This window comes from Flaviaesturariibacter aridisoli, from assembly GCF_004343705.1.
GTDB lineage: Bacteria > Bacteroidota > Bacteroidia > Chitinophagales > Chitinophagaceae > Flavisolibacter > Flavisolibacter aridisoli.
This window is the reverse complement of sequence record NZ_SKFH01000001.1, coordinates 110,295-135,364: the sequence shown is the minus strand read 5'-3', so window position 1 is coordinate 135,364 and position 25,070 is coordinate 110,295. Positions and strand designations below refer to the sequence as shown.

The 25,070-nt window shown below is 60.2% G+C and carries 22 protein-coding genes; 11 read left to right on the top strand and 11 right to left on the bottom strand.

Annotated features, from left to right (window positions below):
- Positions 1 to 180 precede the first annotated feature (180 nt).
- The 7 genes from hemA to hemL all read left to right on the top strand — a co-directional run bounded on the left by hemA (position 181) and on the right by hemL (position 7,645).
- Positions 181 to 1,407, top strand: coding sequence for a glutamyl-tRNA reductase (gene hemA, locus E0486_RS00625; protein ID WP_131850198.1), 1,227 nt, complete (start codon positions 181 to 183; stop codon positions 1,405 to 1,407).
- Positions 1,407 to 2,372, top strand: a complete 966-nt coding sequence (gene hemC, locus E0486_RS00620) for a hydroxymethylbilane synthase (RefSeq protein WP_131850197.1) — start codon at positions 1,407 to 1,409, stop codon at positions 2,370 to 2,372. Before hemA ends, hemC begins: the two co-directional genes overlap by 1 nt.
- Entirely contained in the window at positions 2,359 to 3,075 is a 717-nt protein-coding gene (locus E0486_RS00615) for a uroporphyrinogen-III synthase (RefSeq protein ID WP_131850196.1), read from the top strand. The genes hemC and E0486_RS00615 overlap by 14 nt, the downstream gene beginning before the upstream one ends.
- Complete coding sequence (gene hemE, locus E0486_RS00610) at positions 3,072 to 4,103, top strand: uroporphyrinogen decarboxylase (RefSeq protein ID WP_131850195.1); 1,032 nt, start codon at positions 3,072 to 3,074, stop codon at positions 4,101 to 4,103. The genes E0486_RS00615 and hemE overlap by 4 nt, the downstream gene beginning before the upstream one ends.
- 119 nt (positions 4,104 to 4,222) lie before the next feature.
- On the top strand, positions 4,223 to 5,158 hold the full coding sequence (hemF, locus tag E0486_RS00605; protein WP_131850194.1) for an oxygen-dependent coproporphyrinogen oxidase: 936 nt from the start codon (positions 4,223 to 4,225) through the stop codon (positions 5,156 to 5,158).
- 117 nt (positions 5,159 to 5,275) lie between these two features.
- Positions 5,276 to 6,250, top strand: coding sequence for a porphobilinogen synthase (gene hemB, locus E0486_RS00600; protein ID WP_131850193.1), 975 nt, complete (start codon positions 5,276 to 5,278; stop codon positions 6,248 to 6,250).
- A 105-nt stretch (positions 6,251 to 6,355) separates the two neighbouring features.
- Entirely contained in the window at positions 6,356 to 7,645 is a 1,290-nt protein-coding gene (hemL, locus tag E0486_RS00595) for a glutamate-1-semialdehyde 2,1-aminomutase (RefSeq protein WP_131850192.1), read from the top strand.
- Positions 7,646 to 7,775: 130 nt separating this feature from the next.
- Here hemL and E0486_RS00590 read toward each other — a convergent pair whose 3' ends face one another.
- Genes E0486_RS00590 through E0486_RS00580 form a run of 3 tightly spaced genes read right to left on the bottom strand, consistent with a single transcriptional unit; the run spans position 7,776 to position 10,603 of the window.
- Positions 7,776 to 8,423 (bottom strand): ABC transporter ATP-binding protein, encoded by a 648-nt coding sequence (locus E0486_RS00590; RefSeq protein WP_131850191.1) that lies wholly within the window; start codon positions 8,421 to 8,423, stop codon positions 7,776 to 7,778.
- A complete protein-coding gene (gene lpxA, locus E0486_RS00585) occupies positions 8,398 to 9,192 on the bottom strand; it encodes an acyl-ACP--UDP-N-acetylglucosamine O-acyltransferase (protein WP_131850190.1) in 795 nt (264 codons plus the stop codon). Before lpxA ends, E0486_RS00590 begins: the two co-directional genes overlap by 26 nt.
- Positions 9,185 to 10,603, bottom strand: a complete 1,419-nt coding sequence (locus tag E0486_RS00580; protein WP_131850189.1) for a bifunctional UDP-3-O-[3-hydroxymyristoyl] N-acetylglucosamine deacetylase/3-hydroxyacyl-ACP dehydratase — start codon at positions 10,601 to 10,603, stop codon at positions 9,185 to 9,187. The genes lpxA and E0486_RS00580 overlap by 8 nt, the downstream gene beginning before the upstream one ends.
- An 89-nt stretch (positions 10,604 to 10,692) precedes the next feature.
- Between E0486_RS00580 and E0486_RS00575 the strand changes: the two genes are divergently transcribed.
- Together E0486_RS00575 and E0486_RS00570 are read left to right on the top strand one after the other, a co-directional pair.
- On the top strand, positions 10,693 to 11,622 hold the full coding sequence (locus tag E0486_RS00575; protein ID WP_131850188.1) for a helix-turn-helix domain-containing protein: 930 nt from the start codon (positions 10,693 to 10,695) through the stop codon (positions 11,620 to 11,622).
- Between the two features lie 124 nt (positions 11,623 to 11,746).
- Complete coding sequence (locus E0486_RS00570; protein WP_131850187.1) at positions 11,747 to 12,364, top strand: hypothetical protein; 618 nt, start codon at positions 11,747 to 11,749, stop codon at positions 12,362 to 12,364.
- 1 nt (position 12,365) lies between these two features.
- Here the strand turns inward: E0486_RS00570 and E0486_RS00565 are convergent, their stop codons facing one another.
- The 8 genes from E0486_RS00565 to tsaE all read right to left on the bottom strand — a co-directional run bounded on the left by E0486_RS00565 (position 12,366) and on the right by tsaE (position 20,736).
- Positions 12,366 to 12,800 (bottom strand): hypothetical protein, encoded by a 435-nt coding sequence (locus E0486_RS00565; RefSeq protein WP_131850186.1) that lies wholly within the window; start codon positions 12,798 to 12,800, stop codon positions 12,366 to 12,368.
- Positions 12,801 to 13,010: 210 nt separating this feature from the next.
- Complete coding sequence (locus E0486_RS00560) at positions 13,011 to 14,600, bottom strand: DHA2 family efflux MFS transporter permease subunit (RefSeq protein WP_131850185.1); 1,590 nt, start codon at positions 14,598 to 14,600, stop codon at positions 13,011 to 13,013.
- A 108-nt stretch (positions 14,601 to 14,708) separates the two neighbouring features.
- Positions 14,709 to 15,818: an HlyD family secretion protein gene (locus E0486_RS00555; RefSeq protein WP_131850184.1), complete on the bottom strand. Its 1,110-nt coding sequence runs from the start codon at positions 15,816 to 15,818 to the stop codon at positions 14,709 to 14,711.
- Positions 15,819 to 15,838: 20 nt separating this feature from the next.
- A complete protein-coding gene (locus E0486_RS00550) occupies positions 15,839 to 17,170 on the bottom strand; it encodes a TolC family protein (RefSeq protein WP_131850183.1) in 1,332 nt (443 codons plus the stop codon).
- Positions 17,167 to 17,790 carry a TetR/AcrR family transcriptional regulator gene (locus E0486_RS00545; RefSeq protein WP_131850182.1) on the bottom strand — a complete coding sequence of 208 codons (624 nt, stop codon included), beginning with the start codon at positions 17,788 to 17,790 and terminating at the stop codon, positions 17,167 to 17,169. Before E0486_RS00545 ends, E0486_RS00550 begins: the two co-directional genes overlap by 4 nt.
- Positions 17,791 to 18,055: 265 nt before the next feature.
- Entirely contained in the window at positions 18,056 to 18,826 is a 771-nt protein-coding gene (locus E0486_RS00540; RefSeq protein WP_131850181.1) for a Bax inhibitor-1/YccA family protein, read from the bottom strand.
- A 138-nt stretch (positions 18,827 to 18,964) separates the two neighbouring features.
- On the bottom strand, positions 18,965 to 20,179 hold the full coding sequence (locus E0486_RS00535) for an alanine dehydrogenase (protein ID WP_131850180.1): 1,215 nt from the start codon (positions 20,177 to 20,179) through the stop codon (positions 18,965 to 18,967).
- Between the two features lie 140 nt (positions 20,180 to 20,319).
- On the bottom strand, positions 20,320 to 20,736 hold the full coding sequence (tsaE, locus tag E0486_RS00530; RefSeq protein ID WP_131850179.1) for a tRNA (adenosine(37)-N6)-threonylcarbamoyltransferase complex ATPase subunit type 1 TsaE: 417 nt from the start codon (positions 20,734 to 20,736) through the stop codon (positions 20,320 to 20,322).
- A gap of 107 nt (positions 20,737 to 20,843) precedes the next feature.
- Here tsaE and E0486_RS00525 point away from each other — a divergent pair, with 107 nt between their 5' ends.
- On the top strand, positions 20,844 to 22,973 hold the full coding sequence (locus E0486_RS00525) for a heavy metal translocating P-type ATPase (protein ID WP_131850178.1): 2,130 nt from the start codon (positions 20,844 to 20,846) through the stop codon (positions 22,971 to 22,973).
- Positions 22,974 to 23,134: 161 nt separating this feature from the next.
- Positions 23,135 to 25,036 (top strand): RecQ family ATP-dependent DNA helicase, encoded by a 1,902-nt coding sequence (locus E0486_RS00520; protein ID WP_131850177.1) that lies wholly within the window; start codon positions 23,135 to 23,137, stop codon positions 25,034 to 25,036.
- The last annotated feature ends 34 nt before the right edge of the window (positions 25,037 to 25,070 follow it).

Genomic DNA, 25,070 nt, shown 5'->3' with positions numbered 1-25,070 from the left:
GCGTCTGCCCCGTTGCGTTGACCGGCTCCCTTCCGATCCATCCCCTGAGGCCGCAACTGATCTCCCACATCCCGCATCCTGAGCAAGATCACCCGTCCAAATGACAGATCAATGACACAGAAGTTAGGCCGAGGAAGCCGCGCTGGGTACCTTTGCCGCGTGTTATCGGAACACCGTGCCATGAACAACCACTACTTCAAGAACATCGATAATTTTTTCGTCGCCGGAATCAACTACAAGAAGTCCGACGCCTCCGTGCGTGGTCTTTTTGCCATCGGCAGCGATCAATACAACGCCATCCTCGAGGGCGCCGCCACCGAGGGTGTCAGCGAGCTGTTTGTACTCTCTACCTGCAACCGCACCGAGATCTACGGCATCGCTCACTGCCCGCACCAGCTGGTGCGCCTGCTCTGCGGCCAGACGGCCGGCTCGGTAGAAACCTTCCTCGGATCGGCGTATATCCGCCAGGGACAGGAAGCCGTGGAGCACGTGTACAACGTGGCCTCGGGCCTCGACTCCCAGATCCTGGGCGACTACGAGATCGTGGGCCAGCTGAAGACGGCGGTGAAGTTTGCCAAGGAAGGCGGCTTCGTCGGCGCCTTTACCGAGCGCCTCATCAACAGCGTGCTGCAGGCCTCCAAGAATGTCAAGAACAACACCGAACTGAGCGGCGGCACCGTTTCCACCGCCTTCGCCGCCGTACAATACATCCGCGCTCATGTGCCCCAGGTGGCCGCCAAGAAGATCCTGCTGGTCGGCACCGGCAAGATCGGCCGCAACACCTGCAAGAACCTCGTCGACTACCTCTGCACCCGCGCCATCACCCTCATCAACCGCACGCCCGAAAAGGCACAGGAACTGGCTACCGAGCTGGGGCTCCGTTCTGCGCCGCTGGAGCACCTGGAAGCGGAACTCCGCGCCGCCGATGTGGTGATCGTGGCCACCAATGCCCAGCAGAAGACTATCCTCCGCGAGCACCTCGAAGGCGCCGGCGAGAAGCTGATCATCGACCTCTCCATTCCCTATAACGTGGCCGATGACGCCCAGACGCTGCCCAACGTGCGCATGGTGAATGTGGACGAGCTCTCGAAACTTAAAGACGAAACCTTCCGCATGCGCCAGGCCGAGGTACCCAAGGCCCGCGCGATCATCGCCGAAGGCATGGAAGAATTTGCCGAGTGGTGCGACATGCGCCGCCACGTGCCCCTGCTCAAAGACCTGAAGGCGAAGCTTCGCACGCTCTACGAGCACCCGCAGTGCCCCCACATGCGCGAGCAGCACAGCAAGCTCCTCGACGTGCAGATCCAGCGCGTGCTCAACGAAACGGCCGGCCGTATCAAAGAGCGCAATGAGCGCGGCTGCCAATACATTGCTGCATTGAACGAATTCATAAGCGAACGAAACTGATGGCCCGTACCCTCCGCATCGGCACCCGCGACAGCCAGCTTGCCGTCTGGCAGGCTACCCTTGTCCAGGATCTCCTGAAAGAAAAAGGCATCGCCTCCGAGCTCGTATATATCAAGAGCGAAGGCGATATCGATACCGTGACTCCGCTGTACGCCCTCGGGGTGCAGGGTGTGTTCACCCGCAGCCTCGACGCCGCGCTGCTCTCCGGCCGCATCGACATCGCCGTACACTCCATGAAGGACGTGCCCACGCAACTGGCGCAGGGCATCGTGGAGAACGCCGTGCTCGAGCGCGCTTCCACCAAAGACATTTTCGTATACAAGACAGAAGCCGACCTGGCATCGCTCGGTTACTCGAACGGAACCTGGAACGATCCGCGCACGGCGGACGGCTCACGCCTCCGCATCGGCACGTCGTCCATCCGCCGCGTCGCGCAGTGGAAACACCGCTACCCGAATACCGAAGTGGAGAACCTGCGCGGCAACGTCAACACCCGCCTGCGCAAACTTTCGGAAAGCAACTGGACCGGCGCCATCTTCGCCGCGGCCGGTTTGGAACGGATCCACCTGCGCCCCGAGACCTCTGTGAACCTCGACTGGATGCTGCCCGCACCCGCGCAGGGCGCCATCATGATCGTGTGCCGCGAAGAAGACCGGGAAGCCTGGGAGCTCGTTCGCCCCTTGAACCATCCGGAGACAGCCCTCTGCGCACGCCTTGAGCGCGACTTCCTCCGGGCCCTTATGGGCGGCTGCTCCACCCCTATTTCGGCACTGGCACGCATTGAGTTTGCCCAGGTACACTTCGAAGGAAACATCTGCGCTCCCCACGGAACGGAGCTTGTAGAAATACGGAAGACCGCAGACATCAACGTATCCAACGGGATCGGCTGGGAAGCAGGCAACGAATTGCTTCGCGACGAGCGCGTTCAGAAAATCATACAGTCCATCCGGAATGCCAAAAGCTGAACGGACCATATTGAGCACGCGCCCGCTGCCGGCGGCGCTGCTGCTGGAAGCCGCTGCCAGCGGCTTCGTGGTGAACTGCCTTTCTTTTATACATACCGAAGCAATCGAAGACCCCGCGCTGACACAGCGCCTGCGCTTTCTCGCCACCGAGCCGCACAGCGTGGTATTTACAAGCATGAACGCCGTGGAAGCGGTGGCGGCACAAGTGCGGCAAACGCCCCACTGGAAGCTGTATTGCATCGGTAACACAACGCGCGCGCTGGCGGAAAGCGAGTTGGGCCTGAAGGCCGCCGCCACTGCCGATGACGCCGCCGCCCTCGCCGACCGCATCATCGCCGCCGGCGAGCAGGAGCTGCTGTTCTTTTGCGGCAACATCCGCCGCGACACGCTTCCCGTAAAACTACGGAACTCCGGCATCGCCCTCGAGGAGATCACCGTATACCGCACCGAAGCCGCGCCCCAGCGAATCGGCAGCGCCTACGACGCGGTGCTTTTTTTCAGCCCCAGCGCCGTGCAAAGTTTCGCCTCAGTGAACCAATGGTCGCCTTCGACCGTTTACTTTGCCATCGGCAGCACCACTGCTGAAGCCCTGCGCAGCGCCGGCGCTCACCGGGTAATCAGCGCCGACGGCCCGGGCAAGGAGACCTTGCTGCGCCGCGCAATGGACTATTTAAAGAACATTACAACCACCGATAAATCATGAGCGAACTGAAGAACGACCTGCTGTTGCGCGCCCTCCGCGGTGAAAGCGTAGAACGCCCGCCCGTATGGATGATGCGCCAGGCCGGCCGCTACCTCCCCGACTACCTGAAGCTGAAAGCGAAATACGATTTCTTTACCCGCGTACAAACGCCGGAGCTGGCCACCGAGATCACGCTGCAGCCCATCGACCAGGTGGGCGTGGACGCGGCCATCATCTTCTCGGACATACTCGTTATCCCACAGGCCATGGGGGTTGAAGTGCTGATGGAAGAAGGCAAAGGCCCCTCGCTGCCGAAGACCATCGCCACGCAGGCCGACATCGACGCCCTCGTAACCGAAGGCGCGGAAGACAGCCTCAAATATGTGCTGGATGCGCTGACGCTCACCAAAAAAGAACTGGCCGGACGCACGCCGCTCATCGGCTTTGCCGGCGCCCCCTGGACCATCCTCTGCTACATGGTGGAAGGCAAGGGCTCCAAAACCTGGGACAAGGCCAAGCAATTCGCCTATACCCAGCCCAAGCTCGCGCACGCCCTGCTGCAAAAGATCACCGACATCACGATCGACTACCTGAAAGCACAGGTGAAGGCCGGCGCCGACACCGTGCAGGTGTTCGACTCCTGGGCCGGCTCGCTGAGCCCCGAAGACTTCAAAACCTTCGCCCAGCCGTACCTTTTGCAGATCAGCAACGCCGTAAAAGACGACGCCCCGGTGATCCTCTTCCCCAAAGGCACCTGGTATGCGCTCGAAGACCTTTCGAAGAGCGGTGCCTCCGGCATCGGCATCGACTGGACCGTGTCGCCGCAAAAGGCCCGCGAGCTTACCGGCAACCGCATCACCCTGCAGGGCAACTTCGATCCCGCGAAGCTCCTGGCGCCGATCCCGCAGATCAGGCAGTGGGTGAAAGAAATGATCGACGGCTTCGGCACGCAACGCTACATCGCCAACCTGGGCCACGGCATCACCCCTAACGTACCGGTGGATCATGCGAAGGCGTTTGTAGAGGCGGTGAAGGAATACGGTTCGTGAGGCGTGAGGCGTGAGGCGTGAGGCGTGAGCCGCTCGCGCCGCCTCGCCTGGGGCGAGTCATTGCGAGCGTAGCGAAGCAAACTACCGTGCTCTGGTGAAGATCAATAAAGAAGGACAGCATGAACATCAATCAACTCCCTCCCTCCGACATCCGTGACCGCTGGATCGCTTACATCCACGACCTGCAGGACCGTATTTGTACGGGACTGGAAGCGGAGGACGGGAAAGAGCGTTTCCGCGAAGACCGCTGGGAGCGGCCCGAGGGCGGCGGCGGTAAAACGCGCGTCATCGCCAACGGCGGCGTATTCGAAAAGGGCGGGGTCAACACCTCGGTGGTCTTTGGCGAGGTGACCGATACGATGCGCAATGCCCTCAAGATCGACGGCGACCGCTGGTTTGCCTGCGGCCTCAGCCTCGTGCTGCATCCCTTCAACCCGATGGTTCCGACAGTGCATTGCAACTATCGCATGTTCGAGCTGTACCGCGAAGGAGCCGTGAGCGACCGCTGGTTCGGCGGCGGCACCGACCTGACGCCCTTTTACCTGTTTGAAGAAGACGCGCGTCATTTTCATGGCACCTACAAAGAGGTGTGCGACCGCTTCGACCCATTGTTTTATCCCCGCTTCAAAAAGGTGTGCGACGACTATTTCGTCAACAGCCACCGCAACGGCGAGCGCCGCGGCATCGGTGGCATCTTTTACGATCACCAGCGGCCGGATGCGCAGCACGATCTCGACTTCTGGGTGCGCTTCGGGCAGGCCTGCGGCGACGCCTTTCTGCCCGCGTATGTTCCGATCGTGGCCGCCCACAAGAACGACCCTTTTACAGCCGAACAAAAACACTGGCAGGAGATCCGGCGTGGGCGCTATACCGAGTTCAACCTGGTGCACGACCGCGGTACCATCTTCGGGTTGAAGACCAACGGCCGCACCGAAAGCATCCTGATGAGCCTGCCGCCCACCGTGCGTTTTGAATACGACTACCAGCCCGCACCGGGCAGCCCCGAAGACGAACTGCTGCAGGCTTGCCTGCACCCCAAAGAATGGCTGATGTAGGATGTCGGATGTCTGATGTATTTTAACAGCAGACAAACCCCATTTGCTTTCCATCCGTACCGGGCCCAGGGTAATTTTGCCATTCGAATCAGACTTCAGAAATCAGACATCACACATATGTTCCTGCAACGACGTAATAGAATCCTCCGCGCCACGCCCGCCATCCGAGCGATGGTGGCTGAAACGAAACTGAGCCCCTCCGATTTCATCGCCCCGCTTTTCATCGACGAAGGCGAAGGCCTCGTGAGCGAGATCCCCTCCATGCCCAACTACTTTCGCCGCTCCCTCGACGGCACCGTACGCGAAGTGGAAGAACTCTGGAAGCTCGGCATCCGCAGCGTGCTGCTGTTCATCAAGTGTAAAGACGAACTGAAAGACAATACCGGGCAGGAAGCCTGGAACAACGAAGGCCTTATGCAGCGTGCCATCCGCGCCATCAAGGCTGCCGTGCCGGAGATGTACGTGATGACCGACGTGGCGCTGGACCCCTACTCGTCGTTCGGCCACGACGGCATCGTAGAGAACGGCGAGATCGTCAACGACCCGACGGTGGAGGCGCTGGTGCAGATGAGCATTTCACATGCCGCCGCGGGTGCCGACATGGTGGCTCCTTCCGACATGATGGACGGCCGCATCGGCGCCATCCGCGAAGGCCTCGAGCACCACGGCTACACGAAAACGGGCATCATGGCCTACAGTGCCAAGTACGCCTCCTGCTTCTACGGTCCCTTCCGCGATGCGCTCGACAGCGCCCCCGGCTTCGGCGACAAAAAGACCTACCAGATGGATTACGCCAACCGCACCGAAGCGGTGAAGGAAGCGCTGATGGACGAAGAAGAAGGCGCCGACATCGTGATGGTGAAGCCCGGCCTCCCTTACCTCGACATCGTGCGCGAGGTGAAGAACGCCGTGCAGGTGCCGGTGAGCGTATACAATATTTCGGGTGAATATGCCATGATCAAGGCCGCCGCCAAAATGGGCTGGATCGACGAGAACAAGGCGATCCTGGAAACACTTACTTCCATCAAACGCGCCGGAGGCGATCTCATCGCGACGTATTTTGCGAAGGAAGCAGCCCAACTAATTAGTTAGTCTGCTGGTCTGCTGATACTAATTCTCGTTCGACATTAGCCGACCAGCAGTTTAAACACATTTGCAGACTACATTAGCAAATCAGCACCACAGCACATTTCTGCCATGAATATCTCCAAAAGCGAACAACTTTTTCAAAGAGCCCAATCCTCCATTCCCGGCGGCGTCAACTCGCCCGTGCGTGCTTTCAAAAGCGTCGGCGGCAATCCCATCTTTTTGAAAAGCGCCAAGGGCGCTTACCTCTATGATGTGGACGGCAACCGCTATATCGACTACATCAACTCCTGGGGACCGATGATTCTTGGGCATGCCTTTGCACCCGTAGTGGCGGCCATCCAACAGAAAGCTCTCGACTCCACTTCGTTCGGCGCCCCGACGGAGCTCGAAGTAGAGATGGCGGAGCTGGTGAAAAGCATGGCGCCCAACGTGGACCTGATCCGCATGGTGAGCTCGGGCACCGAAGCCTGCATGAGTGCCCTGCGTCTTGCGCGCGGCTTCACGGGCCGCAACAAGTTCATCAAGTTCGAAGGCTGCTACCACGGGCACGCCGACTCCTTCCTGGTGAAGGCCGGCTCGGGAGTGGCGACGTTTAATATTCAAACCGTTCCTGGTGTCACGGGCGGTGTGTCGAACGACACGCTCACCTGCGCCTACAACGACCAGGATGCCGTGCGTCAGCTCTTTGCGGAAAACAAAGGCGAGATCGCTGCGATCATCATCGAGCCGGTGGCAGGCAACATGGGTTGCATCCTGCCGCAGGAAGGTTTCGTGGAAGGCCTGCGCCGTATTTGTACGGAAGAAGGCGCCCTGCTCATCTTCGACGAGGTGATGACGGGCTTCCGCCTCGCCCCCGGTGGTGCACAGGAACGCCTGAAGGTCGATGCCGACCTGGTGACCTATGGTAAAGTGATCGGTGCCGGTATGCCTGTGGGCGCCTTCGGCGGCCGCCGGGAGATCATGGAAAAGATCGCTCCGCTCGGCGCCGTATACCAGGCCGGCACGCTCAGCGGCAACCCGCTGGCTATGGTCGCCGGCTACACGCTATTGCAGCACCTGAAGGCCAATCCCCGTATTTATACGGAGCTCGAAGAAAAAGGCAACTACCTCAAAGCCGGTCTGCAGCGGGTGCTGGAAGCTTCCGGAACGCCCTTCGTCATCAACCACATGGGCTCGATGATCTCCGTTCACTTCAGCGACCATCCCGTAACCGACTTCGCCACGGCCGCATCGGCCAACAACGCCCTGTTCAACAAATTCTTCCACGCGATGCTCGATCGCGGTGTGTACCTGCCGCCATCGGCCTATGAAAGCTGGTTCCTGAGCCACGCACTGACGCAAGAGGACCTGGATGCGACGATCAACGCAGCCGAAGAGAGTTTGAAGGAAATTGTATAGCACCCCGGGAAGAGAAGGAACGCAGATTTTTATGATTCTTATGATGAGCGCGGATTTTCATTTTCGCGAAAAAAATCATAACCGATCATAAACATCTGCGTATCCCGCTTGCGGAATCAGCGTTCTTTTTCTACTTCCGCGGGGCGGGCTTGTAATCCAGCACCGACAGCACCTTGCCGCAGAAGGCATACTCCACCGGGTCGTTCGAGCAAACGATCACCAGGCGGCCTTTTGTTTCTTCATTGATCAGGTCGAGGTACAGCTGCACGCCGACGATATCGAGGTTGGACGTGGGCTCGTCCAGCAGTAATACGGAGGTATCCGAAAAGAAGGCCTGCGCGAGCTTCACACGCTGTTTCATACCGGAGGAATAGTAACGGACCTGCTTGTGCGCGGCGGCTGCGAGGCCCACGCGCTCCAGGATGCTTTCGGGCGTTTGACCGGACCGAAAGGGCTTGAAGCGGGCATGAAAGCGGAGGAACTCAAGGGCCGTCATCTCCTCGATGACGTCGAGGTAGGGTGCGGCCAGCGAAAGGGAGCGGAAGATATTTTCGGGAGCCAGGAGGCGATCGCTCTCGTAATAGTGCACCTTGCCCTCACTGGGCTGAAGAAGTCCCCCGATCAGTTGTAATAAGGTCGATTTCCCCGATCCGTTGGGGCCGGTGAGCGCGTAGGCATGGCCCGCGTGGAAGTGCAGGTCGGCCTTACGGAAGATCCAGTCGTGGTTAAAGCGCCGCCCGGCGCCTGCGAGCTCAATCCTCGTCGCCGCCCTTTGCATAGCGCTTGATGATACCGGCCTGCGAGCCTTCAATGAATGAGAGGATGCCGCTGCGGATCGCGGTGTCGGGGAAGTTGGTCCTGATCAGCTCAATAGAGCGGCTTACAGGATGCTTCTCCACGAACAGCACATGGTAGATCGAGGAGATCTCGTCGATGGACTCCTTGGTGTAGCCGGCACGGGTAAGCCCCACCGAGTTCACGCCCACAAACGACAGCGGGTCGCGGGCCGCCTTGACGTAGGGGGGAATGTCTTTGCGGATCAGCAGCTGCGCACCTACATAGGTGTGGGCGCCGATGTGAATGAACTGGTGCACGCCGCAGTGGCCGCCGATGCGGGCGTATTCGTCAACCTGCACGTGGCCGGCAAGCTGCACGGCGTTGGCGAGGATCACGTGGTTGCCTACGAGGCAATCGTGGGCGACGTGCACGTAGGCCATCAGCAGGCAGTCGGAACCCACCTTGGTGGTCCACTTGTCTTTGGTGCCGCGGTGGATGGTGACGCACTCACGGATGGTCGTGCGGTCGCCGATCTCGGCCGTCGTTTTTTCACCGACGAACTTCAGGTCCTGCGGGATGGCGCTGATGACGGCGCCGGGGAAGATCACACAGTCCTTACCGATGCGCGCGCCATCGAAGACCGTGACGTGGGGCATGATGTGGGTGCCGTCGCCGATCTCCACGTCTTCGTAGACGACCGAGAAGGCCTCGATCGTAACGTTGTTGCCGATCTTCGCATTCGGATGTACGTGCGCTAAAGGACTAATCATTGGTCTTCGGTCTTTTTACGATTTGCGCCACGAGGTCGGCTTCCACGGCGATCTTGTTGTTGACAAAAATAGTTCCTTTCATTTCACAAAGGCCACGGCGGATCGGCGCCGACAACTCCATCCGGAGGATGAGGGTATCGCCGGGGACCACTTTCTGCTTGAACTTGCAGTTGTCGATCTTGATGAAATAGGTATCGTACTTGTCGTCGGTGTCTTTCGGAATGGCCAGGATGCCGCCGCACTGGGCGAGGGCTTCCACCATCAGTACGCCCGGCATGACGTAGTTGCCGGGGAAGTGCCCCTGGAAAAAGGGCTCGTTGTAAGTAACGTTCTTGATGCCCACCACGCGGGTGTCGGTGAGCTCGATGATCTTGTCCACCATCAGCATCGGGAAGCGGTGGGGCAGGATCTTTTCGATGGCCACCACGTCGAAAAGCGGCGGCTGCTCGATATCGTACACGGGCACTTCGGCCTTGACGCGGTTCTTTTTGAGGTGCTCCTTGATCTTCTTGGCAAAGGCCACGTTGGTGGCGTGCCCGGGCTTGTTGGCGATGACGTGGGCGCGGAAGGGCATGCCCACCAGCGCCAGGTCGCCCACCACGTCGAGCAGCTTGTGCCGCGCCGGCTCGTTGTCGAAGCGCAGCTCCTCGTTGTTGAGGTAACCGCGGCCCTCGGGGATGGCGATGCCGTCGAAATGCTGGCCCAGCTTGGCTACCTGCGCCTCGGTGATCGGCTTGTCGACTACCACGATGGCGTTGTCTTTGGAGCCGCCCTTGATCAGGTTGTGCTCAAAGAGGTATTCCAGCTCGTGGAAAAAGCAGAAGGTGCGGCAGTCGGCGATCTGCCCGTTGAAGTCGGCGATGTCTTTGAGCGACGCGTGTTGCGTGCCCAGAACGGCCGAATTGAAGTCGATGAGGGTATTGATGCGGTAGCCGTTGTAAGGCATGGCCACCATCTCTACTTTCTTGTCGTCGTCTACCAGCACGATGTTGTGCTGCAGGGTGTACCAGGTTTTCTGGGCGCCCTGCTGCTGGCGGCCGGCTTCGAGGATGGCCTTTACAAAGGGGCCGGAGGAGCCGTCGAGGATGGGCACTTCGGCGCCGTCGATCTCGATGCACACGTTGTCGATGCCGTTGGCGTAGAGCGCCGCCATCAGGTGCTCGATGGTGCTCACGCGGGCCTCGCCGTTGCCGATGGTGGTGCTGCGGGTGGTTTCCACCACGTTGTCCACGTCGGCCTTAACGGAAGGCTTGCCGGGAAGGTCTACACGCTGAAACACGACGCCCGAATGTGCTTCGGCCGGCTTCAGGCGCATCGTTACGGTCTCGCCGGAGTGGATCCCCACCCCGCTGACCGTCACTTCCTTGGCCAATGTATGTTGATATTCAGGAGCTTTATTCTCGGAAAGCATGCCGCGAAAGTAGGAAAAAGGCGGTAACCCGAATACTTTACAGTTCGTTGACAGCCGCGCCCGCCCGCCCCCCGTACCTTTGCGGGGCCATGCCATTCCAGACGTCCATAAGCCTCCCGGGTCTTGCGCTCGCCACCGATGCCGGTAACCTGATCCAGGAGACCGAGCAGCAGGTGCCGGGATCGGTGCATTACAGCATCCGCCGCTACCTGCGCCCCGAAGGCTGGGCACGCGAGGACGTCGGCATGCTCCACTACGCACCCGCTTCCGACAACGGGGGCTCGCTGCAACTCTATTTCTGCCTGACGGGCAACACCTATTGCGCCCGCAAGGGCAAGGATTGCGACGACTGCACGATCCACAAAGAAGGCCCCTGCCCCGACCGCACCGAGAGCCTCGACCTGCTGCAGTTCAGCTTTACCCCCGCTTTCCTCGGGCAATTTGCCCGTGGCCTCAACGAGAACCGGCATATAACCGAGTCGGTGCTCAGCTTCCGCCACACAAGTACCTTCAGCAAAACGGTGCCCCTGTGCAACAAGACCCGCACCCTGCTGGAAGCCCTGCTCAACCACAATTACGCCGACAGCCTGGCCAATATCTTCGTAAACGCCCAGGTGCAGCTCCTGCTGCTGCAAAGCCTCAGCTGCCTGCTGGGCGAAAAGGAACCCGAGGTGTTCGAGTGCCGCTTCCTGGCCAACGCCGACGACCGCGAAAAAATCCTGAAGGCCCGCGACGTGTTGCTGCACCATATCGGCGAGCCCATCACCATCAAGGAACTGAGCCGCAAGGTGGCCATCAACGAGTGCTACCTGAAAAAAGGCTTCAAAGAGCTTTTCGGCACTACCATCTTCGAATTCTACCAGGGCCAGCGCATGGAGCACGCCAAATACCTGCTGTATGAAAAAGGCCTCAGCGTCACCGAAGTATCGGTGCTGCTGGGCTACTCCTCCATTTCGCACTTTTCCACCGCTTTCAAGAAACATACAGGCCTGAAGCCCTGCGAGCTGCTGCTGCGCTAACCCTTCAGGAAGTTTGTAGTTTATGGTTTATAGTTAGGGGAATGGCTGTATATTGCAACCTCGCTGCAAATCAGCACAGCGCTTTAACTGGAACCCTCAAACTATAAACTGTAAACCTCCCGTCTTGTTCACCGTCGTAGCCGGCACCATACTCCTCGCTTTCGTGCACGCCCTGATCCCGAATCACTGGCTGCCCCTGGTGGCCGTGGCGCGTTCTGAAGGCTGGAAAGCCCGCGAGGTGACGGCCATCACGTTCCTGGCGGCGCTCGCCCACGTGCTGGGCACTGTCGGGCTGGGCTACGTGCTGGGGCTTATCGGCAAAAACCTGCGGGAAGAATACGGTCATGTGATCAACGTGGCAGCCTCGGTGCTGCTCATCGTGTTCGGCCTTGTGTATTATACCGTCAACCTGCCGCACCATCACCACCACGAAGACAAGGACGTGAAGGGCTTCCGGCGGAGCCGCGGCAAATGGATCTTCATCTTTATCGTGATGATGTTTCTCTCGCCCTGCCTCGAAGTGGAAAGCCTGTTCCTGTCGGCGGGTGCTTACGGCATGGGCTTCGTTACGTTCCTGTCGCTGCTCTATGCCATTATCAGCATCAGTGGCATCCTCCTGCTGGTTACGCTCGGCCACCGCGGCGTGAAGCTGTTGTCGGCCCACTTCATCGAGCACAACGAAAAAAGGATCAGCGGCATTGTGCTGATCCTCGTGGGCATCCTGAACTTTTTCCTGCATTGATTCAATGCCGTCGCTGCGCTTCTTCCCCGTGCACGAGGAGGAATTCGTCAACGGCGGCTTCGTCGAGCTTGCCGTTCACAAACAGGTGGTTCTTGGCGATGTAGTTGACCACGCGCCGTTCCCAGGGGGTTACGTCATCCACCCAGGCCACCTGCCGCGATTGCAGGAAAATAAATTCGAGGTAGGTTTCCGTGCCGCTGCTGTTTTGCGGCGTTACCCGCACGTGGCGGCTTTTCTGCACAATGCGGAGTACCCGGTTGCCTGCGGTGTCGTACACCTGGTAGTCGCAGTTGCCGTAGCCGATCCCACAGCCGTCTTTCTCATAGCGAAAGGAAGGCCGGCCGTCCACCGACACGCGGCCTTTGCTGATCTTGATCTTTTGTGCGAAGGAAAATGCGGGCAGCAGGCACAGCGCCCAGAGTAAAGCTGTCTTCATAAGTAAGCGTTTCGTGAGTAACCAAGATAGTCCCGGCCGGTAAATGGGTGCGGCGCGGAACGGGCTTTCACGAAAGAATAACAAACGTGAGGCGTGAAGCGTCAGCCGTGAGTTGCTTTCGCCTTTAATAAAGAACGGATGCCTTTGGCATCCGTTCTTTCTATTACCGCGCAATGCGCGCTCACGGCTGACGCCTCACGCCTCACGACATCAGTGCATCGCTTCGCTCAGGTCCACCTTGCCCTGCTGCTTGCGCTGGCGCACAAAGAGCACGAAGGGAATACAGATGAGGAAGAGCACACCGAGGATAAGGAAGGCGTCCATATACGACAGCACCGATGCCTGTTTCATCACCGTTCCCTCGAGGGCGCGGTAGGCCATTGCCAGCGCCTGGTCGGGCGACTTGCCCGTGGCCATGAACTTCTGCTTCAGCCCGTTGACGCGCTGCTGCACATCGGGGTCGTTCAGGTTGAGGTAAGTCACCAGGTTGGCGCGGTGCACCTGGATCTGCCGCGACAGGTAGGTCGTGATCAGCGCAATGCCGAAGGAGCCGCCGAGCTGGCGCATCATACCCGTAAAGGCAGCGCCCTGGCCGATCTGCCGGCCCTTCAGTGTAGAGAGCGACAGGGTGGTGATGGGAATGAACAGCATACCCATGCCGAGGCCGCGGAAGATGAGCATCCAGAAGAAGTTTTCCTTGCCGGTGTCGGGCGTCAGGATCTTGTAGGCCCAGAAGCTGTAGATGAAAAAGATCATCATGCCGAGCGCCACGAGGTACTGCTGCTTTACGCCGCGCTGCAGCATCTGCCCGATAATGGGCATCATGAAGGCAGTCGTCAGTGCCGCGGGGATCATCAGCTCGCCCGACTGCTGTGCCGTCCACCCAAGGATCGACTGCGTGTAGAGCGGTATCAGGAAAGTGGAGCCGTAAAGACCGAAGCCGAGGATGAACGACATCACCGTACCGAGGCGCAGGTTACCGTTCTTGAGCACCCGTAGTTCTACGATCGGGTTGCGGAACGTGAGCTCCCGCCAGATGAAGAAGAAGAAGCCGAAGACGGCCGTTACCGTCAGCATGATAATGGTCAGGTTGTTGAACCAGTCTTCTTCCTGCCCCTTTTCCAGCACATACTGCAGCGAGCCTACCGAAATGGCCAGCAGCCCGATGCCCAGCCAGTCCACGTCTTTCGCCTTGCTTTTGGCGCCGCCGCCGTAGCGCGGGCTGCGCACAAACTGCAGGGTGAGCAGGGTGGCGATGATACCGAGCGGAATGTTGATGTAAAAGATATAAGGCCAGGTGGAGTTCGTTACGATATAGCCGCCGAGCGGCGGCCCCAGCGTGGGACCGATGATAACGCCGAGGCCGTAGATGGCCTGCGCCATACCGCGCTTCTCGGGCGGGTAGCTTTCGGTGATGATCGTTTGCGAGGTCACCAGCAACGCGCCGCCGCCGATGCCCTGCAGGAAGCGGAAGAGCACGAGCTCACCGATACCCGTGGCCTGTCCGCAGAGGTACGAACACACCGTAAACAGGATGATGGAGGCCGCGAAGTAGTTGCGGCGCCCGAACTGCTGCGCCAGCCAACTCGTCATCGGCACGATGATCACGTTGCCGATGGCATAGGCGGTGATCACCCAGCTCACTTCGCTGAGGGTGGCGCCGAGGGAACCCTGCATCTGTGTCAGTGCCACGTTCACGATGGTGCTGTCCACGATCTCGAGCAGGGCGCACACGATCGCCGTGATCGTGATGATCACGCGCCGCCCGCCATATTCAACTAAAGATTCTTGTTGTAGCATATATTCATTTGTGGCGACGCAGCAAGTGCGTCAAAAGAGGCGCACATAGTGCGTCTATACAAAGGAGCCTGTGCGTCACCCATTGTTGCCGACCGCCCGTTGGGTACATCAGTCCAGGTGCACGTCCAGCTCCACGTTCATACCGGCGCGCAGCTGCTGCAGCAGGGGATCCTGCGGGTTGGCGAACTCGATGCGCACGGGCACGCGCTGCACCACCTTCACGAAGTTGCCGGTGGCGTTGTCGGGCGGCAGCAGGGCAAACGAAGAGCCGGTGCCGGGCGAGAAGGAAGCAACGCGCGCCTCGATATCGTGACCGGGAAAGGCATCCGCATGCACGATCACCTTCTGGCCAACTTTCATTTTATCGAGCTGCGTTTCCTTGAAGTTGCCCACGATCCAGGTCTGGTTGTTGAGCACGATGGCGAAGAGCTGTTGGCCGGGCTGTACAAACTGGCCCGACTGCACGGTCACCCGCGACACGAGGCCGTCTTCGGGGGCCGTCACCACGGCGTAGGAAAGATTGAGCTTCGCATTCTCCACATCAACGCGGCGCTGCTGGATGACGGTAGAAGCGACCGGCACCTGCGCACCCGTGGCGCCGCTCTGTGCGCCGACGGCCGACGTCTGCGAAGCGGCCTGCTGGCGCTGCTCCTGCAGCACGCGGAGCTGGCGCTCGGCGGTCTGCTTGGCGGCGAGTGCCTGCTCATATTGCTGCTGCGTTACGGAATGATCCTGCACCAGGTTGGCGTAGCGTTCGTAGTCTTTCTGCGTGCGCCACACGTTCACCCGGGCCGTTTCGATCTGCGCGTCGATGGTTTCCACGGCGGCGCGCGAGGTGCCGATGTTGGCTTTGGCGGCGCGGGTGCTGGCCTCGGCCACGCCGAGGGCACTCTGCGCGTTGGCCAGGGCAGCTTCGGCCTGCTGCACCTTCAGGCGCAGGTCGCGGTCGTCGAGCACGATGAGGGTGTCCCCCTTCTTCACATGCTGGTTGTCTTTCACCCGCACGTCGGCGATGTAGCCGCCGATCCGCGGAATGACGGGACTGATGTTCGCCTCCACGTGGGCGTTGTCGGTCTCCTCGTGGTGCTGCGCGTGGTTGTACTTCGTGAGTCCGAAGGCGCCGCCGGCGAGCACCAGCAGGATCAGTACGATGAGGAATACTTTGCTGCGCTTCTTGGGCGCCTGTTCGGTAGTGGTTGTCGTTACTTCTTGTGCCATGATATCTTTTCGGAGTTGTGTTATTGGTGATTGGTTTGGAGGTTACCCGACACCTGCAGCAGGCGGTAGTAGGCCACTACGGCGTCGTTCTGGGCAAATGCGTGGTTGAGGCGGGCTTGAAGCAGCGCGGCGTCGGCGTCGAGCAGCTCTGTGGTGGTGGCCAGCTGGTTGTTGAATTTATTGCGAATGACGCGGTTGTTCTCCTCGGCCTGCGCTACGGCGGTAGCGTTGACCTCGATCTTCTTGCGCGCCGTGAGGTAGGCGAGGTAGCGCTGGCTCACCTGAAGGCGGATGGCGTCGCCGAGCTGCTCGATGCCGGCAGCGGCCTCCGCCTCGCGGGCGCGGGCGGCCTGCACGCGGGCCTTGTTCTTCCACAGCGAAGCGATGTCGTATTTGACTCCCAGCCCGATGTTCACGGCGTTGACCACGGTGAGCACTTTGGGCACGTCGAGGGCCACGTAGCCGGCCGTTAGGGCCACGCTGGGCAGGCGCTCGGCGAGGGCGGCCTTCACCCCGATGGCGGCAGCCTGGCGCCGGAAGCCCAGGGCTTCCACTTCACTACGGCTACGGAGCCCGTCCTGCACATAGTCGGCCATCGGCTTTACCGAGACCGGCGTGCGGAGCGAAGCCGAATCGGGCAGCAGCTCGGTGCTGTCGGCCAGCCCCAGCATCAGGTTCATATTAATGTTAGCCAGCTGCCAGTTGTTCTGCGCGTCCACGAGCGCGAGCTCGGTGTTCGACTGCGCCAGCTGCGCTTTCAGAAAGTCGTTGCGGGCCAGCAGTCCCTGGCGCTCCTGGTTGCCCAGCTCCCGCACCCGCTCACGGGCCGTGGCCAGGTTGGAGTCTACCAGCAGCAGCACGGCGCGGGCCTTGAACAGGTTGTTATAGGCATCGATCGTATTGGCCAAGATCTCGTCGCGGTCGCCCTCGGCGTCGAGGCGGGCAGCTTTCTCGAGAAACTGCGACGACTGGATGCCGTAGTTGATGCGCCCGCCGGCATACAGCGGCAGCGACACATTGCCCATGACATAGGCGGCGCTGTTGGGCGAGGCCTTTTCACCGCTACCCCCACCCGAGGAGGACTGTGACGTTTTGAGGTTGACGGTCGGCTTGTTGAGGCGCAGGTAGGAGCCGCTCACCGAGGCGTCGGGGAGGCGCCGGTCGCGGGCTTCGGCCACGGCGGCCTGGGCAGCGGCGATGCGGGCTTCGCTGCCTTTGAGTGATTTGCTGTTCTTCACGCTGAGGTCGATAGCTTCCTGGAGTGTCAGCGGGCGCTGCTGCGCGCCGGCACCGGCCGCCAGCAGGAGCGCCAGCAATGCTGCGGGGATCTTGATTCTTCTGAAGGGCTTCATTTTGCTAATAGTGCTTTGAATAATTGCTGGATATGGTTGCGGATGCGGTTGCGGAATTCGAGCTGGAAGGCCACCTCGTCGAGCCCCTGCAGGCCGTGCGCCTCGCGGTAGAACTCCCGGTTGAAGTACGCATTGGTGACCGTGCCGAAGAGCGTGAACATGAGCATCTGCACGTCGATGCCGGCGGCAAAGTCGCCGCTGTCCTGCCCCTGTTGCAACAACACCCGGATCTTGTCGGCATTACGCAGGCGGAGCTCGTTGAGCAGCTCGGTGAGCAGGGTATTCTTCTCGAGCATCTGCTCGTACATCATGATCTTGTGAAACTGCACCTTGTTGGCAATGCGCTCCACGTAGTCATCAATGAGGCACGCCACTTTTTCCCAGGGCGTCTTCGACGCATCGCGCAGCAGGGTGTCCACCTTCAGCGCGATGTCGGCGGTGCGCTCCTCGAAGAGGGCCTTGATGAGGCCTTCCTTCGAACCGAAATAATAGGAGATCATGGCGCTGTTCACCCCGGCCGCCTCGGCGATATCACGCACGGAGGCGCCGTCGTACCCCTTCTGCGCGAAGAGGGCCTCGGCGGTGCGGATGATCTGCAATTGCTTTTCGTTGTAGGCCATAATTTGGATTTCGTCACAAAACTAATCAAACGTTTAATTCAATCAAACAGTTGTTTAACTCGTTAACGGCACCTTAACGCCACAAAAAGCGGGCGACAGGCAGCCCGGCCGGCGTTTTTTATTTTGGAACCAATGCGCAGCCGGGGTAAACGGTGGCCCACATTCCGTCCATGCAGGCCGCTTGCGCCCGCCCGGCAACCGGCTGGGCACGAAAAAAGGGAAGCCCCTGGTGGACTTCCCTTTCGGTATGCGTGGTGAAAAAGCGTTAGCGGCGGTTAGCCAGCTTCATCAGGAGCTTCAGGATCTCGAGGTAGAGCCATACGATGGTGAGCATGAGGCCGAAAGCGCCGTACCACTCCATTTGCTTGGGGGCGCCGGCTTCGGCACCGCGCTCGATCTGGTCGAAGTCGAGGATGAAGTTAAGGGCCGCGATGCCGACTACGAACAGCGAGATACCGATGCTCAGCGGGCTGCTGTCGTGCAGGAAAGGCATCCCCGAGCCGAAGAGGCGGAGCACCATATTAATGACGTAGAACAGCGCGATTCCCATCGTGGCCATGATGATCACCTTGGTGAAGATCGGCGTCGCTTTCAGGATGCGGAAGTAGTAGAGGCCGAACATGGCGATGGCCACACCCAGCGTCAGCAGCACGGCCTGGCCGGCGATGCCGGGGTAGCGCGTGGCGAAGGCGGCGTTGACGAGCGCCGACAGCGTGCCGAGGAAAATACCTTCCAGCAGTGCGTAGCCGAGGGCCAGCTTGGAGGCCAGCATCGGCTTGAAGATGATGATCATTGCCAGGATGAACCCACCGATGGCGGATCCGCCCATCCACAGCATCACGTTGGGGCTTTGCGGAATGCGGATCCAGGCCCAGCCCGCCGCGATGATCAGCGCCAGCATCATGGCGCCGAACTTGCCGGCCGCGCCGCGCACGGTCATACGCTCATAATCGAGGGCTTCCAGCTCGGTGGCAAAGCGGCCGGACTCAAAGGTCTTGTCGGAGAGGGCGGGATTGCCGGATTTGAAAAGTTCCATGTCGGAGACGTTTTTAGTTTACAGTTTATGGTTTGTAGTTAAGTTGTTCAGGCGCGTGTGATTTTCGGAGTCGCTTAGCTGAAGGTCAGATCGTCAATTTACGACAACTATAAACTTCAAACTATAAACTCCAAACTTCTATCGCTGCGATGCAATCAGTAAATTAAGGTCAGTAAATTTCAAATGAAACCGTTCGCTCAGGTAAAAATTCGTTAAAGCCCCTTTGAACAGGTAAATGCCGCTGCGCAGGTGCACGTTGTGCCACACCATGCGTTCAAAGCCGCCGTCTTCGCCGGCTTCCAGCAGCAGGGGCATCAGCACGTTGGAGATGGCCTGTGAGGCCGTGCGCGCAAAACCCGAGGGAATGTTGGGCACGCAGTAGTGAATGACGCCGTACTTGGTGTAGATGGGGCATTCGTGCGTGGTGATCTCGGAGGTTTCAAAGCAGCCGCCGCGGTCGATGCTCACGTCGATGATGACCGAGCCGGTGCGCATGTTGCTCACCATTTCCTCGGTGACCACGATGGGCGTACGGCCCGCTTCGCTGGAGAGTGCGCCCACGGCCACTTCGCAGGTCTTGAGCTGCTTGGCCAGCATCCGCGGCTCCAGCACGGAGGTCCACAGCCGGTGGCCAATGTTGTTCTGCAGGCGCTTGAGGCGGTACACGCTGTTGTCGAACACCTTCACGGAAGCGCCGAGGGCGATGGCGGTACGGGCAGCGTATTCGCCCACGATGCCGGCGCCGATGATGATCACCTTGGTGGGCGCAATGCCCGAAATACCACCGAGCAGCACCCCCTTGCCCTTGTTGGACGAGCCGAGGTACTGCGCCGCGATCAGCATCACCGCCGAACCGGCGATCTCGCTCATGCTCCGCACGATGGGGTAGGAATCGGAATCGTCCTTGAGGTTTTCAAAAGAGATGGCCGTGATGCGCTTCTCCATCATCTTCTGCAGTAACTCCGCCTTCAGCAGGCTCAGGTGGAGGGGCGAGATGATCAGCTGGTTCATCTGCAGCAGCGGCACTTCCTCGTCGATGACAGGCGCACTCTTGACCAGGATGGGACACTTGTATACTTCCGCGCGCTCGTAGGCAATGCGGGCGCCGGCCTCGCTGTAGTCGCGGTCGGCAAAGTGAGCGCCTTCACCGGCGTTGTGCTCGATGGTCACGGTATGGCCGTTGCTCACCAGCACGCCCACCGCGTCGGGCGTCAGTGCGATCCGGTTTTCCTGGAAGGCGATCTCTTTCGGCATCCCGATGTGGAGCTGGGCGCCTTTGGGCTTGATGTCAAGGGTTTCCTCGAGGGTTTCGTAACTAAAGGAGGGGCTGACAATCGGCTTACTGTGCATCATACGCGTCGAATCGTTCCATGAATTAGGGGACAAATTACGACGATTTGGCCGATTGGTCTAGTAGTCTATTGGTTTATTGGTAACAGGGACCTGCCAACCCGGAGAACCTGAAGTACCTTCAAAACCTTACGTACCGGTGGTTACCCGATGGTCATCCGCCGCATTTGCGGGCCGGTCACCTCGATCGTGATGCGCAGGGCATCTTCCAGCAGTTCGGGCGCCTTTTCGGGCCATTCAACAAAACAAAGCGCGCCGCTTTCGAGGGCGTCTTCCACGCCGGCGTTGATCGCTTCATCGGCATCGCGGAGGCGGTACAGGTCCATATGGTAGAGGCGCCTGGGCTGCCCGTCTTCCTGGTACCCGTATTCGTTGATGATGGAAAACGTGGGGCTCGACACGGCGCTCGCCACGCCGCGGGCGGCGCAGAGTGCCGCGATGGTGGTGGTCTTGCCGGCACCCATCGGGCCGTAAAAGGCAAACACGCGGGCCGCGCCGGCGGCTTCCCAGAACCGGCGCGCCAGCTGCGGCAATTCGTCGAGACGGTAATCGATGGTCATCGCGGCAAATTTAACATTCGTTTGCAACGGAGTTGAAAAGATAGGAAGGTCACGCCTTTCGCTGCCCGTGGGTGCGGGGTACCTTTGCACAAAGAAGAAACGAACGGATGGAAAAGGTACAATGGAAAGTGGAAGGAATGACCTGCGCTAACTGCGCCCTCACGGTGCACAAGTACCTTGAGAAAAAAGGAGCGCAGAACATCGCCGTGAGCGCCATCAACGGCGACGTGACCTTCGACATCAACGGTGCGGCCAACCCCGACAACCTCGCCAAGGGCGTCCAGACCCTGGGGTACCAGGTGAGCGGCGTCCATACTCCCGCCGAAACAAAACGGCCCTGGCTTTCGACGCACTACCAGCGTTTTCTCTTTTGCCTGCCCTTTGCCGTGTTGCTCAACGCGCACATGCTCGCGCTGCTGTGGCCGGCCCTGCACCAGAATCCCGTATTTCATCTGCTGATGAACCCCTGGGCGCAGCTGGGGCTGACCATCCCGCCCTTCCTGGCAGGGATGCGCTACTTCGGCCGCTCCGCCGTCAAGAGCCTGCGCAACGGCGTGCCCAACATGAACGTGCTCATTTCCATCGGTGCCACTTCGGCCTTTGTATACAGCCTCATCGGCCTGGCGCTGGGCCGCCCCGATGCGATCTTCTTTGAAACTGCTGCCACCATCATCACGCTCGTGTTCCTGGGCGAGCACCTCGAGCACGTGTCGGTGCAAAGCACCCAGCGCGCGTTGAAGGCGCTGGTGAAATCGCAGAAGGTGATGGCCAACATGATCGCTTTCGACGACCAGCACCAGGAGCACATCTTCCCCATCGAAAACACGCAGCTCAAAGTGGGCGACCTCGTGCTGATCAACAGCGGCGAGCAGGTGCCCGCCGACTGCAAGATCCTCTGGGGCGATGTGACGGTCAACGAAGCCATTCTCACCGGCGAAAGCGAGCCCGTGGCCCGCGGCAAAAAAGACCCGCTGATCGGCGGGTCGGTGCTCGAGTCGGGCACCACGAAAGCCATGGTGACTGCAGTGGGCAACGATACCGTGCTCGCCCGCATCCTCCAGATGGTGAAGCAGGCGCAGGGCGAGAAACCGCCGATGCAGCAGCTCGCCGACCGTATTTCCGCAGTGTTCGTCCCGGCCGTTTTGCTCATCGCGCTCGTGGCCTTCGCCGCCAATTGGATCGTGCTGCAAGATTTGACGTCCGCCCTGATGCGCGCCATCGCCGTGCTGGTGATCGCCTGCCCCTGCGCCATGGGCCTGGCTACGCCCGCCGCCATTGCCGTAGGCCTCGGCCGCGGCGCCCGCAACGGCGTGTTGTTCCGCAACGCCAAAAGCCTGGAGCTGTTTCAAAGCATCCGGCAGGTGGTCTTTGACAAGACGGGTACGCTCACTACGGGTCGCTTCCGCGTAGCCGGTTTTGAAAGCACGCTTCCGGAGGAAGATTTCAAGCAACTCGTGTATTCTCTGGAAAAACATTCGGCCCACCCGCTGGCCAAAAGCATTGCGGCGGAATGGAAGACCGGCGGCGAGCTGCGCTGGAAGAAGATCGAAGAAACCCGCGGCCAGGGCATGAAGGCCACTGACGCCGAGGGCAACATCTTCACCGCCGGCTCTTATGCCACTGCATCGGCACTCACGCAGGACGAATCCCACAACATCTATATCACCCGCAATGGCGTGTTGATCGGCAGCATCGACCTGGAAGACGAGCTGCGGCCGGAAGCGGCCGGCGTGGTGCAGTATTTCAAAACGCATGGCATCCGCACTGTACTCCTAAGCGGCGACCGCCGCCACAAGGCCGAGGCCGTAGCCCGGCAACTAGGCATCGACGAAGTGATCGCCGAAAAGTCGCCGGAAGAAAAGCTGCAGCTCGTGTCGGCGCTCAGTGCGGCCCAACCCACCGTGATGGTCGGCGACGGCATCAACGACGCCCCGGCGCTGGCGAAAGCCACCATAGGGGTATCGATGAGCGAGGCTACGCAGCTGGCCGTGCAGAGCGCGCAGGTAGTGCTGATGAACGGCGGCCTCCACAAGCTGCCCCTCGCCCTTGGCCTGGGCAAGCACACGCAGCGGACCATCCGCCAGAACCTGTTCTGGGCCTTCGCCTACAACATCGTGGCCATCCCCGTGGCAGCCCTCGGCTTCCTCACGCCCTCTTTCGGGGCGCTCGTCATGGGCCTCAGCGACGTAGTGCTGGCAGCGAACTCGGTGCGGTTGTCGTTTAAAAAGGTAGTGTAAGAGAAAGAAGCGTTTTGAACCGCAAAGAAAAAAAGAGAAGAAGCGTTTCGCAAAGAGATTGGAAAACGTCCCGCCCCTGCGGGGCATTTCTGTTGCAAACAACTTAGCGTACCATCTTTTTTTCTTCTTTTCTTCGCGGTTATGAACCTTTTTTTACTCCCTTGCCTTCCATCCACGAAATACTGAAAGAATACTGGGGCTACGATGCCTTCCGGCCGCTGCAGGAGGACATCATTCACCATGTACTGGAAGGGAAGGACGCGCTGGCCCTGCTGCCTACCGGCGGCGGCAAGTCGCTTTGCTTCCAGGTGCCGGCGCTGGCCCAGGAAGGCATCTGCATCGTCGTGTCGCCGCTCATTGCGCTGATGAAGGACCAGGTGGAGAACCTGAAAAAGCGCGGCATCCTCGCCGCCGCCATCTACACCGGTATGAGCCGCCGCGCTATTGTGCAAACGCTCAAAAATGTCGCGCACGGCCCGTATAAATTCCTGTACGTATCGCCCGAGCGCCTCGAGACGGGTCTCTTCCAGGAATACCTGCCGGCGATGGACGTGAACCTCATCGCCATCGACGAGGCGCATTGCATTTCGCAGTGGGGCCACGACTTCCGCCCTGCCTACCGTCGCATCGCCGCCCTGCGCGAAGAGTTGCCCGACGTGCCGGTACTGGCGCTGACGGCATCCGCCACCGCAGAAGTACAACAGGACATCCTCACCCAGCTGGCGCTCCGCAACGCGCCCACTTTTCGCCAGCCCTTCCTGCGGCCCAATCTTTCCTATTCGGTGCTGAAGGTGGAAGCAAAGCCGGCGAAGATCGTCGACATCATCGGCAAGGTGCCGGGAACGGCGATCGTATACGCCAGGAGCCGCCGCCGCACCGTGGAGATCGCCGACCTGCTGCGGATGCACGGCCACAGTGCCGAGCACTACCACGCCGGACTGCCGGCGGCAGAGCGCGCCAAGCGGCAGCAGGACTGGATCGAGAACCGCACCCGCGTGATGGTGTGCACCAACGCCTTCGGCATGGGCATCGACAAGCCCGACGTGCGGCTCGTGGTGCATGCCGACATTCCCGACTCGCTGGAAAGCTATTACCAGGAGGCCGGGCGCGCCGGGCGCGACGGCTTGAAATCCTACGCCGTGCTGCTCTACACGCCACAGGATATCCGCGACCTCGACGCCCTCCACGAGCAACGCTATCCTTCCTTTGAAGAGATCAAAGCGGTGTACAGCGCGCTGGTCAACTTCCTGCAGATCCCGAGCTACACCGGCGAGGACCGCTCCTACACCTTTCACTACGATACGTTCGTGCGCAACTTCGGCCTCGATCCCTTCCGGGCGCTGTACGCCCTCAAGGCGCTCGAAGGCGAAGGCTGGTTCGACTACAACGACCGGAGCTACATGCCGCCTACCGTCACCTTTCAAACAAACAAGCGGGGACTGAACGAATTCCAGGAAGCGCACCCCGACCTGGAGCCCCTGCTCACGACCCTCCTGCGCACCTATGCCGGCATTTTCGACGTGCCGGTGTTCGTGTCGGAACTGCAGGTGGCGCAGCTGATGGGCGTGCACATCGATGAAGTGACGGCCGGCCTGAAGCGGGCTGCTGCTTTCGGTGTGATCGATTATACACCGCAGAACGAAGACCCGAAGTTGGTGTTCCGCCGCCACCGCGTGAACGTGGACGACTTCCGGATGAACACTGCTCCCTACGAAGCGCGGCGCGCGCATTTCCGGGCACGGGTTGGCCAGATGATTTCCTACACTTCGGCGGAGGAATGCCGCTCGCAGTTCATCAACCACTACTTCGGGGAAAGCGACGGGCCGGCCTGCGGCATCTGCGACCGCTGCCTGGCGCGCAAAAAGAAGCCCCTCGACGGAGCGGACTTCGAGCGCATCCGGGTCCGCGTGGAAGGCGCCCTGGCCGATCGCCCATTGACCGTAGATCTACTGCTGGCCGCACTTGGCGACGTAGGAGCGAACCAGCTCTGGCCAGTGCTCGACTTCCTGCAGGCAGAACAGCGGCTGCGCATGGACGGGAATGGCCTGCTGACCTACCGCTGAGTCACATTATCTATTTTATTTATGTAACTTCGCG